At 40.3% G+C, this 14,523-nt stretch carries 15 protein-coding genes and 1 pseudogene; 14 read left to right on the forward strand and 2 right to left on the reverse strand.

The annotated features are described in order from the left end of the window. Nucleotides 1-110: 110 nt before the first annotated feature. The 6 genes from uraD to BK584_RS23465 are packed head-to-tail and all read left to right on the forward strand — an operon-like array spanning nucleotide 111 to nucleotide 5,961. A complete protein-coding gene (gene uraD, locus BK584_RS25760; RefSeq protein WP_139365751.1) occupies nucleotides 111-620 on the forward strand; it encodes a 2-oxo-4-hydroxy-4-carboxy-5-ureidoimidazoline decarboxylase in 510 nt (169 codons plus the stop codon). A gap of 28 nt (nucleotides 621-648) precedes the next feature. Further along, nucleotides 649-1,605 (forward strand): factor-independent urate hydroxylase, encoded by a 957-nt coding sequence (gene pucL / locus BK584_RS25765; RefSeq protein ID WP_139365752.1) that lies wholly within the window; start codon nucleotides 649-651, stop codon nucleotides 1,603-1,605. Beyond that, a complete protein-coding gene (gene uraH / locus BK584_RS23450) occupies nucleotides 1,602-1,937 on the forward strand; it encodes a hydroxyisourate hydrolase (RefSeq protein ID WP_078395079.1) in 336 nt (111 codons plus the stop codon). Before pucL ends, uraH begins: the two co-directional genes overlap by 4 nt. Nucleotides 1,938-1,975: 38 nt before the next feature. Continuing rightward, nucleotides 1,976-3,412 (forward strand): YfcC family protein, encoded by a 1,437-nt coding sequence (locus BK584_RS23455; RefSeq protein WP_078395081.1) that lies wholly within the window; start codon nucleotides 1,976-1,978, stop codon nucleotides 3,410-3,412. 15 nt (nucleotides 3,413-3,427) lie between these two features. Beyond that, on the forward strand, nucleotides 3,428-4,795 hold the full coding sequence (gene allB / locus BK584_RS23460; protein ID WP_078395084.1) for an allantoinase AllB: 1,368 nt from the start codon (nucleotides 3,428-3,430) through the stop codon (nucleotides 4,793-4,795). A gap of 14 nt (nucleotides 4,796-4,809) precedes the next feature. Further along, nucleotides 4,810-5,961 (forward strand): amidase, encoded by a 1,152-nt coding sequence (locus BK584_RS23465; protein ID WP_078395086.1) that lies wholly within the window; start codon nucleotides 4,810-4,812, stop codon nucleotides 5,959-5,961. A gap of 114 nt (nucleotides 5,962-6,075) precedes the next feature. Here BK584_RS23465 and BK584_RS23470 read toward each other — a convergent pair whose 3' ends face one another. Next, nucleotides 6,076-6,528, reverse strand: coding sequence for a pyridoxamine 5'-phosphate oxidase family protein (locus BK584_RS23470; RefSeq protein WP_139365753.1), 453 nt, complete (start codon nucleotides 6,526-6,528; stop codon nucleotides 6,076-6,078). 191 nt (nucleotides 6,529-6,719) lie between these two features. Between BK584_RS23470 and BK584_RS24360 the strand changes: the two are divergent. The 4 genes and pseudogenes from BK584_RS24360 to BK584_RS23485 all read left to right on the forward strand — a co-directional run. Further along, nucleotides 6,720-6,896 (forward strand): annotated as a pseudogene (locus BK584_RS24360) (amidase); the annotation flags it as partial. 91 nt (nucleotides 6,897-6,987) lie between these two features. Continuing rightward, nucleotides 6,988-7,206 carry an SDR family oxidoreductase gene (locus tag BK584_RS23475; protein WP_078395088.1) on the forward strand — a complete coding sequence of 73 codons (219 nt, stop codon included), beginning with the start codon at nucleotides 6,988-6,990 and terminating at the stop codon, nucleotides 7,204-7,206. A 24-nt stretch (nucleotides 7,207-7,230) separates the two neighbouring features. Next, the gene (locus tag BK584_RS23480; protein WP_078395090.1) at nucleotides 7,231-7,401 is read left to right on the forward strand and encodes an SDR family NAD(P)-dependent oxidoreductase; all 171 of its coding nucleotides are present in this window, start codon (nucleotides 7,231-7,233) and stop codon (nucleotides 7,399-7,401) included. Between the two features lie 35 nt (nucleotides 7,402-7,436). Then, complete coding sequence (locus BK584_RS23485) at nucleotides 7,437-7,625, forward strand: hypothetical protein (protein WP_078395092.1); 189 nt, start codon at nucleotides 7,437-7,439, stop codon at nucleotides 7,623-7,625. A gap of 3 nt (nucleotides 7,626-7,628) precedes the next feature. On the opposite strand, the gene BK584_RS23490 is transcribed toward BK584_RS23485, so the two are convergent. After that, the gene (locus BK584_RS23490) at nucleotides 7,629-8,519 is read right to left on the reverse strand and encodes a diacylglycerol/lipid kinase family protein (protein WP_078395094.1); all 891 of its coding nucleotides are present in this window, start codon (nucleotides 8,517-8,519) and stop codon (nucleotides 7,629-7,631) included. A 127-nt stretch (nucleotides 8,520-8,646) separates the two neighbouring features. Between BK584_RS23490 and BK584_RS23495 the strand changes: the two genes are divergently transcribed. The 4 genes from BK584_RS23495 to BK584_RS23510 all read left to right on the forward strand — a co-directional run bounded on the left by BK584_RS23495 (nucleotide 8,647) and on the right by BK584_RS23510 (nucleotide 14,446). Beyond that, on the forward strand, nucleotides 8,647-10,458 hold the full coding sequence (locus BK584_RS23495; RefSeq protein WP_078395096.1) for a hypothetical protein: 1,812 nt from the start codon (nucleotides 8,647-8,649) through the stop codon (nucleotides 10,456-10,458). Between the two features lie 348 nt (nucleotides 10,459-10,806). Then, a complete protein-coding gene (locus BK584_RS23500; protein ID WP_139365754.1) occupies nucleotides 10,807-11,796 on the forward strand; it encodes an ABC transporter ATP-binding protein in 990 nt (329 codons plus the stop codon). Continuing rightward, nucleotides 11,738-12,766, forward strand: coding sequence for an ABC transporter ATP-binding protein (locus BK584_RS23505; protein WP_078395098.1), 1,029 nt, complete (start codon nucleotides 11,738-11,740; stop codon nucleotides 12,764-12,766). The genes BK584_RS23500 and BK584_RS23505 overlap by 59 nt, the downstream gene beginning before the upstream one ends. Before the next feature lie 15 nt (nucleotides 12,767-12,781). Beyond that, complete coding sequence (locus tag BK584_RS23510; protein ID WP_078395100.1) at nucleotides 12,782-14,446, forward strand: ABC transporter substrate-binding protein; 1,665 nt, start codon at nucleotides 12,782-12,784, stop codon at nucleotides 14,444-14,446. Nucleotides 14,447-14,523: the final 77 nt, after the last annotated feature.

The following is a 14,523-nucleotide window of genomic DNA, read 5'->3' on the forward strand; positions in this document are numbered from 1 at the left end:
ATATTTGGTTTTTTTGTACAATGAAGTGTCGTTTATTTGTTTAATGTGAACAATGACCTCGTCCATACTCGCCAGTATCATGAACAAAAAAGAGAGAGGTGGATTTCATTATGCTTGTATTAGCAAGATTAAATGAAGTACCACTGAAAGAATTTACGACTTTACTTTCAGGAATTTATGAACATTCCCCTTGGATAGCAGAAGAAGCTGGTCAGAAACGGCCTTTTAAATCAATTGAACAACTGCGAGTTGCACTTAAAGCTACTGTTGATGAAGCTTCCTACGAGGATAAATTAACTTTAATTCGCATGCACCCAGAATTAGGAACAAAGAAGCCGCTAACTGCTCATTCAGCTCAAGAACAACGAGAAGCGGGTTTAAATGAATTAACAGAATCAGAAATAAATCAATTTTTGGAACTAAATAGTGATTATTCAAAGAAATTTGGTTTTCCTTTTGTAAAAGCTGTCAAGGGAAAGACAAAACGAGAGATTTACGAATCTCTACAACTCCGGATCAAACAAAAAGAAGACAAAGAGTTTATTCAAGCGATAAATGAGATTCATCAAATTGCGGCCATTCGTTTAAACGAATGGTTTGCAAATAAGGCTCTTTGTTAAAAGAAAACCAAGATGAGGAGAATGATAAATGGAACCGAGAATGATGACTTATGGAAAAGGGAATGTGTTTGCGTATCGTACATTCATGGCACCTCTTATTGGGCTTAAATCAATTCCAGAATCTAGTATTAAGGGTAGGGACAATACTGTATTTGGAGTTGAAATCACTGTGGAAATAGGAGGCGCTCAATTCTTACCTTCTTTTACAGAAGGAGATAATTCAATGGTTGTTGCGACGGATTCGATGAAAAACTTCATCCAACGACGTCTAGGTTCTTACGAAGGTACAACAGTTGAAGGGTTTATTTATTATGTTTCCTCTGAATTTCTGAAAACGTACCACCATGTTCAGTCGATTAAAATGACGGGCGTAGCGATTCCTTTTGAAGGGGCGTACAGTGGCGAGGAACCACTTGTATTTAAACGGTCGCGTAATGAACATGCAAAAGCATTTATTGAAATGGTTCAATCAGACACTGGTGTTGTCGTTACTTCACAGTCAAGCGGTATTGATGATGTTCAACTTGTTAAAGTAAAAGACAATTCTTTTGTTGGTTTTATTCGCGATGAATATACGACCTTGCCTGAAGATGGGAACAGACCACTGTTTATTTATCTAAATATCGGTTGGACCTATGAAAATCATTCTGATGCAACAGGAGACGTACCCACGCTTTATGTAGCGGCAGAGCAAGTGAATGATATCGCTAGTACTGTTTTTCAAGAAATTGCTTCACCTTCTATTCAAAGTTTAATCTTTCAGATTGGTTGCCGAGTACTGGAACGCTTCCCGCAGCTTACACAAGTGACATTTGAGTCACAGAACCGAACGTGGGACACAGTTGTTGAAGCAATTCCAGAAAGCGAAGGAAAAGTCTATACCGAACCGAGGCTTCCATATGGGTTCCAACGTTTCGCTGTGACAAGAGCTGATTTAAAGAAAGTGTTAATTCAGTCATCAGTAAATAATGGGGCACGTTCATGAGTGAAATTACAACACACATCCTTGATCTAGTGGAAGGCATTCCAGCAGCATCTGTACGAATAAAGTTGTTCCACATAAAAGAAGAAGAACGCTACTTTCTAAATGAAGAGCAAACAAATCAAGATGGGCGACTGAATCAACCGCTTATTGAGGTCGCAAAGCCGGGGACTTACGAGCTGATATTTGGAGTTGGTGATTATTTTAATCGTCAAAGCAAACGTACTTTTTTTACGGACGTTCCAATACGATTTGAAGTTCTGGCAGGTGAGGAACATTATCATGTTCCTCTTTTAATATCCCCTTGGGGCTATCAAATCTATAGAGGTAGTTAAATTGACATCATTAATTTAGAAAAGTGAGGGATATTTACATGGAACAACGAGAGAAACGGCAGAACATACCGGTCCCTCCTGACAGTAAAAAAGAACGCATGCCCCATATCTATGTACTATTGTTCATTATAAGCGGGGTAGCTGCTTTAATGACGTACGTGATACCAGCTGGCTCATTTGAGCGAGTACCCGGTCCGAATGGGCGCGAGTCAATCGATCCAGAATCATTTGCCCAAGTTGATACATCACCTGTCTCCTTTATGGAATTCATGCTTGCTATTCCTCGGGGAATGGTTGGTGCGAGCGAAATTATTTTCTTTACTTTTATTATAGGCGGTATGTTTATGGTGCTGCGCAGAACAGAAATTATCGAGATTGGAGTAGATCGCCTAGCGAGAAAGTTTAAACAGAGAAGTGTGGCAATCATTCCAGTTTTGATAACTGTTTTTGCAGTTGTTGCAACAACGATTGGCACACCAGAATTATCACTCGTATACATTCCCGTTTTAATTCCACTCTTTATTTCACTTGGCTATGATTCAATGACGGCAGCGGGCATTGCGCTAATTTCAACAGCTATCGGTTTTACAGCTGGCGTCATGAATCCAGGTACGGTCGGGATATCCCAACAAATATCTGGTCTCGACACCTATTCAGGTTTTGGTTTAAGGCTTGTCGTATTAATAGTGATTATTACAATTGGTAGCATATACATAATGCGTTATGCACAAAGGGTAAAATCAAATCCGATGAAAAGCCTGACATACGAGGAAGACCACTTAAAGCGGTCTACTTATAGTGATGCTTTAAGTCAACCGGCTACACGAGCAACGAAGCGTCAATTGGCTGCGATTGCCACTTTGCCAATCTTTTTTATCATTTTAGTGTACGGGGTTACCCAGCTCGGTTGGTTCATGTTAGAGATGTCAGGTTTATTTATTTTTATGGGCGCACTTGTAGGTATAATTGCAGGACTTTCACTAGCAAAAATTTGTGATGCATTTACAGAAGGGTTTCGGGAAGTGTTAATGGGCGCTATTATTATTGGCATTGCTCGGTCAGTCGCGATCGTTCTTGAAGATGGACAAATCATGGACACAATTGTGTACGGACTAGGAACAGCAGTCGGGCAATTACCGAGCACTCTGAGTGCAATTGGAATGATGATTGTTCAGCTTTGCATTAACTTTTTTATTCCATCTGGAAGTGGACAAGCGCTTGTGACGATGCCCATTATGGCGCCTCTTGCTGATTTGTTAGGCGTAACAAGACAAACAGCGATATTAGCCTTTCAATTCGGAGATGGCTTTGCACATATCCTATTTCCGACTTCTGGTTATTTTATGGCGGCACTCGTTGTTGCTGGTATTAGTTGGAGCAAGTGGGTGAAGTTCTTCGTTCCGCTATTTTTAATTTATATGGGTGTAGGGATGGTTTTTCTGATCTACGCGCAAATCACAGGATGGACGGGTTAGAAAAGGGGGCATCTCATGTTAGACTTGTTAATTACCGGTGGACGTGTTGTCCTTAACAATCGAGTTGAGTTTACCAATATAGGCATACGTAACGGGAAAATTATCCGCATCGGTTCGATCGAACAAAAAGAAGCAAGACAGACAATTGATGCGAATGGACAACTCGTTTTCCCGGGAGCGGTTGATACGCATGTACATATTTCAGAACCTGGTAGGACTGAATGGGAAGGGTTTGAAACAGGCAGTAAGTCGCTTGCTGCAGGAGGAACAACAACCTATTTAGAAATGCCTCTAAATGCCCTGCCTGCAACAACGAATAGTAAGAACCTTCAGTTAAAGTTAGAAGCGGCAAAAAAACAGAATTATATTGATTACGGCTTTTACGGAGGATTGACCCCAGATAACTTAGATGAGTTAGCTGCCTTAGCGGATAGTGATGTGGTTGCGTTTAAATGCTTTTTATCTACTTGTGGTTCAGATGAGCCTGGGGATTTTAAGAACGTCGATGAGCATACCTTATTAGAAGGAATGAGACTTTTAGCAAAGAAAGATCAGTTGCTTTGTATACATGCCGAAGATGCGGATCTTACTGATACACTGGAAGCAGAAATGGTTGCTCGAGAACAAACAAGTGCGGATGATTACGTAGCGTCACGTCCAATTCTGGCTGAAGTGATCGCGGTAAAGCAAGCCCTTGAGGCAGCTAAGGAAACAGGGTGCGCTCTTCACTTTGTTCATATTAGTTCAGCTGAAGCGATTCAAGTCATTCAAGCGGCAAAAATGGAAGGGGTCGATGTGACAGTAGAATCATGTCCCCATTATTTTACGCTTTCAGCTGAAGAGTTAGATGTTCTAGGAACATTAGCAAAATGCCAACCTCCGTTGCGTAGTAAAGCAGAAGTGGAAAAGCTTTGGGGTTGCTTGTTGCGAGGGGAAATTGACTGGCTTGCCTCAGACCATTCTCCTTGCACACCCGATTTAAAACAAGGCAACTTCTTTTCGGCGTGGGGAGGCATTTCAGGGTGCCAAAACACGGTAGATTTAATGTTTGATGAAGCCGTGAAAAAAAGAAAGATGCCAATCGTTGATTTTGCCCAGTTAATTGCCACAAAACCAGCTAAACGAATGCACCTCTCGCAAAAAGGGGAGATTGCGGTTGGCAAAGATGCAGATCTATTCTTTCTTGATGAAAACCAAACATATACAGTTAGTGAAGATCAGCTATTTTATAAAAACAAACATACCCCTTACACTGGAAGAGAAATTGGCTGTAAAATCACTCGGGTACTTGTGCGAGGCACAATCGTTTATGATGCTCTAGATGGTTTTGCAAAGAAGAGGATCGGGCAGTTTGTCAGACCGAATAAAACACAACAAGGTTAAAGGAGGAGACGAGAGTGAGAGATAAGTTCGGGGCGTTTATTCCAAAGGATGTACAACGTGATGGGATAAAAACGGGGCCTTTAGCAGGGTTAACCTTTGGTGTGAAAGATGTGATAGCCGTTCAGGGGCATAACAATGGTGCGGGGAATCCTGACTATGAGCGTCAAAGTAAAGAAAGCAAGGTTGATAGTCCGGTAGTAGCAGCGCTTCTTCAAGCGGGGGCAAACTTAAGCGGTATGACGGTAACGGATGAGCTCATGTATAGTTTAAATGGGGAGAACATTCATTATGGAACGCCAGTAAATCCTCATAACGAAAAACGAATTCCAGGGGGATCTTCAAGCGGTTCTGCAGCAGCAGTTGCCGGAGGAGTTGTTGATTTCGGTGTAGGGACGGATACGGCAGGGTCTGTGCGAATTCCCTCCTCATATTGCGGCTTGTATGGCTTTCGTCCAACGCACGGTTCAATTAATATGGATGGTGTGATACCACTCGCGAAGAGTTTTGATACAGTAGGATGGATGGCAAAAAACAGTGCTTTGTTACAACGTGTTGGTGAAGTTCTCCTTCCAGAAGTAGAAATGGTCCCGGTAGCGCCAGAACTTCTTATCGATGAACAATTAGTCCAAACAGCATCTACAGAAGTAACAAAACGAGTATTTGAAGCAGCAGAGAAGCTTGGAGCCAAACACGTTTCTTATTTTAATTCTGTAACTCTGGAGGAAGGGTTTGAAACGTTTCGCATGATACAAGGGCGTGAAATTTGGTGGGCTCATGGAGAATGGATTGAAGCTGAGAACCCAACCTTTGCTGAAGATATTGGAAAACGATTGACATGGGCTAAATCTCTTAACCAAGCAGAAATGAATGACTGGCTTGATAGAAAAGCAGCATTCGAAAAGAATGTAGCTGCATTGTTTAAGAGGAATACGTTGCTGTTACTCCCGACAGCCGCAGGTCCTGCTCCAGTAAAAGGAAAAAGTGGGGAGGAAATGGAGAGATTGCGTTCGCAGACAATGACGCTCACATCTGTTGCTGGTTTGACAGGATACCCACAAGCAACCGTTCCAATTGGTAAAGTAGAGGGTATGCCGGTAGGACTATCGGCGATAGCGATGAAGAATCAGGACAGGTTTCTATTGGACTGGGTGCAAAAGACATTTTAAATGGGCGGAAGAGGTGTGTGTGTGCATCTCTTTTTTGTGGTGGTTAAAGAATGTTGTGATTTTTAGGTGCAGTAGGGGTCATTAGACTATTTGTTAAAACAACAAGTAGTACCCTTATTGTCGCAGTGTATATGATTGATCTTTAACGACAACGGTTTCCGGAGTGAACTTTATGAAGACCCAGTTACTGTCTCCTGAAACAGCATGAAAGCGTGGATCCCACCGTTCTTCTTCTCCCATATAACGATTTAACAATCGTTTTACTTTTGACGCAACCTGAGGTTCAAGCTCAGCCGTCCCACGAAACCCCACATGATGAACCAAACCGGTTTTAACATGATAGTCGATGATACCAATTGCACATCGCGGTTCCGTCTCAATTCGTTTTGGAAATGAATCTGTCTTGTAATTGCCAAGAATCCATAGCGATCCCTCTTCCCATAAAAACCATACAGGCGAGTCTCTTGGGGAGCCGTCGCTGGCACTAGATAAATGCGCGAAGAGAGGGCGTGAAAGAATGTCTTCCATAAAAATTCGTGAACGCTCTTTTTCATTAATTATTTTCATTTGCGTTAACCTCCATCGAATAAGACCACTTAATGTTAACTATCTCGTAAAAGTCGATAGACTTCAAGGTGTTTTGACTAACTATTTCCAAAAATCAGCCTGACAGAGATCCTTCAAATCCTTTATAATTAGAAGGGATGCTCTAAACAAGCGATATTGAAGAAAAATCACCAATTAAAACCGATGTTTTTACAAAAGCTGGTTACCCATCTATTACTGTTCCGGCGGGATATATGAATGGAAATCGACCATTTGGTATTACATTTGCTGGAAAGGAGTATAGTGAAGGAATATTGATTCGAATTGCTTATGGCTATGAACAAGCTACCAACCATCGAAAACCTGTATCGTTTGTAGAGACGGAATGAAAGAGACGAAAACAGTCCTCATAATAGGAGCAACCTCTGGAATTGGTCTGGAACTTGCGACTAAGTACTTGCAAGAAGGTTACAAGGTTGTATGACAGGTAGGCGACTCGAAAAGATAGCCAGTCTAAAGGAACAATATGCCACTACTTCCTTTATTGCAAAAATGAATGTGACAAAATCGAATCAAGCGATTCAGCAACTGGAGCAGTTCATTCAAAGCATTGGTGCTGTTGATATTACTGTTATTTCTGCCGGAACAGGTCATCTGAATTCAGGTCTAAATTTTTTCTTAGAACAGGAAATTATTTAGACAAATATAGAAGGATTTGTGGCAATGGCGACTACTTTATTTATACAGTGTGAAAAACAAGGTTATGGTCAATTAGTTGGCCTTTCATCGATTGGCGCTTTTATGCCAAGTCCATCAGCACCTGCCTATCATGCATCAAAAGCATTTGTTTCTCAATACATGAAAAGTGTACAAAAAAAGATAATCGCATTCTAGTAACGGATGTACGTTGCGGCTTTGTTGATACTGCAATGGCTAAAGGAGATGGGCTTTTTTGGCTTGCTTCAGTTAAAAAAGCAGCAGAGCAAATTTACAAAGGAATCAATAAAAGAAAGCGTGTATTATATGTAACAAAGCGATGGCGACTTGTCGCTTGGTTGCTTAAAGCAAAAAATATTTCGTTTGATAGAAAAGCTGCAGCAAGAAGTGCAGCTTTTTAAAATTTATATTGACTCTGGTATGAGCACGTCTATATGGGAAGGAAGTAAAGTAATGTCAATTGGTAGGCGTGTACCCGATTCCCCATCTATATTTGTTGTAATCGTTTCAGTCGATTCGGCTCGAATTGTTTTTGCAGTGAAAGCATGAACATGACGGCTATTTTCTAAATTACCGGCTAATAGTGACGTTCCGACAACCGCTGTGTCGAACCAATTCGTATCTTTAACGACAAAGCAGTGCAAAAGACCGTCATCAATTTCTGCACTTGGTGCAAGCTGCTCAAACCCACCAACAGAGTTTGTTAAAGCAGCAACAAATAAGATAGAATCCCCTTCCCAGCGTTTATTATCATACGTAATTGTTAAGTGGCTAGCTGCATTTTCTACAAGTGTTTTAAAGCCTTCTTTCACATAAGCGAAGAAGCCAAGTTTTGATTTCTCATCTGAAGGAACTCCAGATAGAGACTCTGCTAACTTTCCTGCTGCAATAACGTTAATAAACAATTGATTATTTACTTTGCCAATATCTGCTTTTCGGGTTGTCGTTGATTGTAATACATGAATGGCCTTTTCAGGGTTAAGTGGGATTTGGAGTGCCCTTGCAAAATCATTTACCGTGCCAAGGGGAATAACAGCTAGAATTGGACGATAGTCACTATCGACCATTCCATTAATGGTCTCATGTAACGTACCATCTCCGCCAGCGGACACAACTAAATCAAATTTTTCTTGGCACGCATCTTGGCAAAAATAAGTAGCGTCCAATTCTTTTTTTGTTTCGTTAACAGTCACCGTATAACCAACCTTGATTAATGTATTGGCTGCTTTCTTTGCATAGTATTGGGCTTCTTCTTTTCCAGATGTAGGGTTTACAATGATCATTGCTTGTTTCATCGGTTTATTCTCCCTTACTTTTTTTAAGTCTCCCTTAGTTGTCTCACAGATAAGAACTTTTTGCACGTGACTTGAAACCCATAGCAAATGAAAAACGTAGTATACTTGTGCAGGAAGGGGAGATTTTATGACGTTTTGGATTTTGATTATGGCGCTTACTTGTTTGAACTTAAACCCGATGCAATGGGTACAGGGAATGCAAAGGGCGCCTAAGCAATGGTTTTTTGCTCAGCTATCGAGGTATATCATTGGGCTCATTATTAGCTTCGTATTGATTTATGTCATGCTTATCGATACTTCGATAACAGGTTTGATTAATACATTTGGTTTTATTGTTGCAATTAATTTAATTGTATCTGGTTTTTTCCAAGTACCATTAAAAAAGAAAAGTAGCAAAAATAAAGTAGAAAAATTAAAGCAAGTGAAACTACCAACTCCAAAAATACAAACAGGAATTGGTGCACTCATTTTTCTTGTTCTTATTGGTTTAAATGTACTTTATCCTTTAACTGTTACTCAGGAACTTGCTCAACTTGGAGAGATTGAAGTGTCTGAGGAGCAAATTGATTCCGTTACAGAAGATAGCGTGCGTTCTGTACCATACACATATGCCCGTTATAAATCAGAGATCGTTTTTGGGAATATCCAAAACTATTCCTTTTATGAATTAGGAGAAACGAGCATTCAAAAAATCAACGATGAATTATTTTGGGTGTCACCGATTGAATATTCAAGTGTTTGGCGCTGGTTACGTGCTGATTATGCACCAGGCTATGTGATGGTAAGTGCCGAAAATCCAAATGCCGATGCGCAACTTGTGGATGACTACGAAATGACCTATGTACCAAGTGCTTTCCTTGGCGAGAACCTAGATCGTCATGTGAGAAGTAAATACGGTGATATTATTTTAATGGGTTATTCATTTGAACCTGATGATGAAGGGAACCCTTACTATGCCTATTCATACGCGTATTATGAACATTATCGTACAGGACCAAAAGCCGATGGTGTTATTTTAATCGATGCAGTAACAGGTGAAATGGAACAATATGCATTAGGCGAGCAGCCTGATTTTATAGATAATGCAATTGATTACCGCATTGCGCTCGATTATGCTTATTGGTTTGGTACGTATAGTAATGGATTGTTTAATTCTATATTCGCAAAAGAGGGCGTACACCAACCAACAAGCGATGAAGAAATGATTGGAATGCTTGGTCCGGATGACAATATGTATTGGATGATTGACCATATGCGACCAAGTCAGGAATCAAATGCGATGGTTGGTTTTACAATGATTAATGCCCAAACAGGGAAAGCTACTTATTACTCTGGGACGTCAGGGATGACGAATGCCCGTGGAGCTCGTGATGCAGTTAATCGAACGTATCAACGAGAGCAATGGGAAGGCACACAGCCAGTACTTTACTCCGTGTATGACAACTATACTTGGGTCGTTCCTGTTGTTGACCAAAGTGGACTAATGCGCGAAATAGCGATGGTTCACGCAGAAACATCAAGTGTTGCAAGAGGAACGAATAGAGAAGAAGCGTTTAACAATTATCGGCAATTGCTTGCCAATGATTTAGGGTCAGATGATTATGTTCCAACTGACTTATTTGACGAAGAGACTATTTCTGGTTCCGTTTATCGGGTCAGTGGTACGTATCATAATCGTTTCTTACAAGTGTTAATAGAAGGCGAAAGTCGTGTGTTGGAATTTGATATTACTTCAAATGCAAATGCGGTTTTTATTGAGCCTGGAGATGTCATTGAAGCAATTGTTAATGACACAGGTGAAGGGATCTTGCCTGTACAAAGGTTTACTAATGAAACAGTGGATGATGAATTTGGAGAAGTAGAGGAGTTTGAAATTGAAGAAGAGAATGGCTCTGATAGTGATGAAGCCATTACTGATGATGGAGAAGTTGAAGAGTAAGAGAAGATGTTTAAAATAAGAGTCTACCGACCAGTGCAATAAGTGATGGTCGGTAGACTTTTTTTTGGTAAAAAAAGAAATAAATTATTTTTCTAAGTGAAGGCGCGGTATAGCTGTATTTAATAGAGTTCCTTTATTGGGAAATAAATGAGGTGATACACATCAAAAAAAGCGTAAAAATAGCTAAATTTGGCTAATTTTAACGATTTAAATAAGATAAAAAGAGTGTCATAATAAATTTCCCAATAACATAAACTATTTGAAAAGTAAAAAAATGTCTTATTAGGACAACTTTTTGTATCTTTAATGATATATTTTCAAAATTTAAAAACGGGTGGAGGGTTGTGAGTGGAACCATCTGTGCTTGAGCTAAAAGACCTACAAACAACGTTTCAATCTGGCCGTTCAATGGTTCCTGCAGTTGACGGAGTAAGTTTACATGTCCAAAAGGGGGAAGTGCTAGGCATTGTCGGAGAATCAGGTTGTGGCAAAAGTGTAACATCTCTATCCATTATGAAGTTGATTCCTAGTCCACCAGGTAAAATTGCCCGTGGTGAAATTTTATTTAAAGGTGAGGATCTGATAAAAGCCTCGCCAAGACGAATGAAACAACTGCGTGGTAAAGAGATATCAATGATCTTTCAAGAGCCAATGACATCACTTAATCCACTATTTACGATTGGCAACCAACTTGTGGAAGCAATACGCAATCATAACAAAATTAATAAAAAAGAAGCTAGAAAAAAAGCTGTTGATTTAATTAAAATGGTCGGTATTCCAAGGGCGGAAGAAGTTGTTGATGACTATCCTCATCAACTTTCTGGTGGTATGAGACAGCGCATTATGATCGCAATGGCAATGTCTTGCGAACCTGAAGTACTGATTGCCGACGAACCAACAACGGCGCTTGATGTAACCATTCAAGCACAAATACTAGATCTAATGAAATCGTTAAACGAAAAACAAGGAACCGCGATTTTGTTTATTACACATGATTTAGGTGTTGTTGCTGATATATGTGATCGCGTTGTTGTCATGTATGCAGGTAAAGTAGTTGAAGAAGGAACGACACGAACGATATTAAAAGATCCAAAACATCCTTATACGCAAGGGTTAATCCGTTCATTACCTAAGCTGACAGAAAGAGAACAAACACTTTACTCCATTCCTGGAACGGTGCCACGTCCGGGTTCGATTGAAGTAGGTTGTCGATTTGCCGACCGATGTGAATTTGCATTTGATGCTTGCTTTGTAGAAGATCCAGAATTGTTGGAATTGAATGCAGGTCATACTTGCCGTTGTCTGCTGTACAAGGAGGACGAGGAGAGTGTCGGCTAAGCCAATCTTGGAAGTGAACAATTTAAAGACGTGCTTTGATATTACTGGTGGAGTGCTATCTCGCAAAGTAGGGGAAGTAAAGGCGGTTGATGGTGTTTCTTTTTCAGTTAAAGAAGGTGAAATACTTGGAATTGTTGGTGAGTCAGGTTGTGGCAAATCAACGACCAGCAAATCAATCCTTCGTCTAATTGAGCCAACGTCAGGTCAAGTCATTTTTAACGGGGAAGATATTACTACGCTTTCTACTGAACGCGTGCGAAAGCTACGTAGAGATATGCAAATTATTTTTCAAGATCCATATGCATCACTAAATCCACGGCATACAGTTGGGAAAATTATATCAGAGCCGATGAAAGTCCACGGGATATCATCAAAGGTAGAGCGAAACAGAAGAGTAACTGAATTGCTTGAAGTCGTTGGATTACGACAAGAACATGCCATACGTTATCCTCATCAGTTTAGTGGAGGCCAACGCCAACGAATTGGGATTGCTAGAGCACTTGCAATGAATCCAAAATTAATTATCTGTGATGAGCCGGTCTCTGCACTCGATGTATCCGTTCAATCACAAATTTTAAACTTAATGGAACGATTAAAAGAGGAATTTAAACTTACATATGTGTTTATCGCCCATGACCTTAGCGTGGTGAAACATATAAGTGATCGAGTAGGTGTGATGTACCTTGGAAAAATGGTTGAATTAGCTGATAAAGATGCGCTTTATGAAAAGCCAAAGCATCCATATACTCAGGCTTTGTTATCGGCAGTACCTGTAGCAGATCCCGATGTAAAGTCAGAGCGAGTTTTATTAACAGGAGATGTGCCAAGTCCATCAAACCCACCAAATGGGTGTACGTTTCATACGCGCTGTCCCTCTTGTATGGAAATATGTAAAACGGAAGTACCTGTTTGGCGTGAAGTCGATTCAAATCAATACGCAGCTTGTCACTTATATAATGAAACCAATTAAAAGGAGCTACCATTAATGAAAAAAGTACATTTACGTTTGATATCGGCCGCATTTCTATCCGTCTTTGTTCTTGCTGCTTGCGGAGGAGAAGATACGGGTGGAGATGAGAATGACAACGGCAATAATGGGAACGGAGATTCTGAAAATGGAACGAGTGAAGGGAATGGCGGTACATTAATTTTCGCTCGTGGAGGAGACTCAGTTAGCCTTGATCCACCTTCTGTTACGGACGGGGAATCGTCTCGAGTAACCAAACAAATATTTGAAACGTTAATTGAATTTGAAGAAGATTCATTTGAACTTTCTCCAGGTCTTGCGACAAATTGGGAACCGAGTGAAGACGGATTAAGTTATGTGTTTGAACTTCGTGAAGGTGTAAAATTCCATGATGGTACTGATTTTAATGCCGAGGCAGTTAAAATAAACTTTGAGCGTTGGGCTGACCCAGATCATGAATATGCTTTTACGGATGAAGGCTATAATTATAGCGTGTACGGCACTCAATTTGGTGGTTTTGCTGGCGATGAAGACCATGTAATTGAAGAAATTAACGTACTCAGTGATTATGAAGTCGAATTTGTTTTAAATCAACCACTCGGTTCTTTTTTACAGAATATGGGGATGAATTATTTTGCAATTACATCACCAGCAGCTTTAGAGGAATTTGGTTCTGATATTAATGAGAATCCTGTTGGAACGGGTCCATTTGTTTTTGATAATTGGACAAAAAACTCAACGATTGAGCTTTCAAAAAACGAAGAGTACTGGGATGAAGGTTTGCCAAAATTGGACGGTGTAACGTTCACAGTAGTTGGTGATAACTCTTCTCGTTTAAGTACATTGCTCTCCGGTGGTATTGATTTAATGGATGGATTGTCTCCGGACGATATCGAACAAGTAAACAATACAGACGGATATGAAGTATATGAACGTGTACCAAACAACGTTGGTTATCTTGGATTTAATACAGAAGTAGAACCTTTTGATGATCCGTTAGTACGTAAAGCAATTAATCATGCAATTAACAAAGAAGATCTCATTACTTCTGTCTACGGTGGGCAAGCAACGCCAGCCACAAACGCTGTACCAGTAGATTATCTTGGTCATAATAATACAGTTGAAGAGTACGAATACGACCTTGACTTGGCGAAAGAATTACTAGCAGAAGCCGGATATGAAGATGGATTTGATTTTGATTTATGGACAATGCCAGTTGCTCGTCCATACATGCCAAATCCTGCAAGAGCTGCAGAATTAATTCAAGCAGAATTAAGTGAATTAAACATTAATGCCAACATTGTTGAGAAAGAGTGGGCTGTGTATTTAGAGGAGATTGAGCTTGGTCATCAAGATATGTTTATGCTTGGCTGGTCTGGCGTTAACGGGGACCCAGATTATTTCCTAGGTAGCTTGCTTTCAACGGATGGTATTCCAGGAAGCAACCAAACGTTTTATAGCAATTCAGAGGTTGATGCGTTATTAGATGAAGCACGCTCAACCATTGATGAAGAAGAACGTGCTGCATTGTATGAAGAAGCGCAAGTGCTCATTCATGAAGATGCGCCAATGGTACCACTTGTACACTCTATTCCAGTTCTTGCAGGTTCCGATACCATTTCAGGATATGTGCCTCATCCTTCTACAAGTGAAAGCTTAAAAAATGTAGAAATCACAAATTAACATTCTCGAAAAGAGGAGTCAGCGTTCAGGCAGCAGCGTTATCGCCGCTGCCTGTCTTTTTAGATTATAGAAATGAG

This window comes from Shouchella patagoniensis (genome assembly GCF_002019705.1).
GTDB lineage: Bacteria > Bacillota > Bacilli > Bacillales > Bacillaceae_D > Shouchella > Shouchella patagoniensis.

Excerpts from the sequence above, each read along its gene's own strand:
- uraD (WP_139365751.1), top strand. The coding sequence starts at position 111 with ATGCTTGTATTAGCAAGATTAAATGAAGTACCACTGAAAGAATTTACG.
- pucL (WP_139365752.1), top strand. The coding sequence starts at position 649 with ATGGAACCGAGAATGATGACTTATGGAAAAGGGAATGTGTTTGCGTAT.
- uraH (WP_078395079.1), top strand. The coding sequence starts at position 1,602 with ATGAGTGAAATTACAACACACATCCTTGATCTAGTGGAAGGCATTCCA.
- BK584_RS23455 (WP_078395081.1), top strand. The coding sequence starts at position 1,976 with ATGGAACAACGAGAGAAACGGCAGAACATACCGGTCCCTCCTGACAGT.
- allB (WP_078395084.1), top strand. The coding sequence starts at position 3,428 with ATGTTAGACTTGTTAATTACCGGTGGACGTGTTGTCCTTAACAATCGA.
- BK584_RS23470 (WP_139365753.1), bottom strand. The coding sequence starts at position 6,528 with ATGAAAATAATTAATGAAAAAGAGCGTTCACGAATTTTTATGGAAGAC.
- BK584_RS23475 (WP_078395088.1), top strand. The coding sequence starts at position 6,988 with ATGACAGGTAGGCGACTCGAAAAGATAGCCAGTCTAAAGGAACAATAT.
- BK584_RS23480 (WP_078395090.1), top strand. The coding sequence starts at position 7,231 with ATGGCGACTACTTTATTTATACAGTGTGAAAAACAAGGTTATGGTCAA.
- BK584_RS23485 (WP_078395092.1), top strand. The coding sequence starts at position 7,437 with ATGGCTAAAGGAGATGGGCTTTTTTGGCTTGCTTCAGTTAAAAAAGCA.
- BK584_RS23490 (WP_078395094.1), bottom strand. The coding sequence starts at position 8,519 with ATGAAACAAGCAATGATCATTGTAAACCCTACATCTGGAAAAGAAGAA.
- BK584_RS23495 (WP_078395096.1), top strand. The coding sequence starts at position 8,647 with ATGACGTTTTGGATTTTGATTATGGCGCTTACTTGTTTGAACTTAAAC.
- BK584_RS23505 (WP_078395098.1), top strand. The coding sequence starts at position 11,738 with ATGCAGGTCATACTTGCCGTTGTCTGCTGTACAAGGAGGACGAGGAGA.
- BK584_RS23510 (WP_078395100.1), top strand. The coding sequence starts at position 12,782 with ATGAAAAAAGTACATTTACGTTTGATATCGGCCGCATTTCTATCCGTC.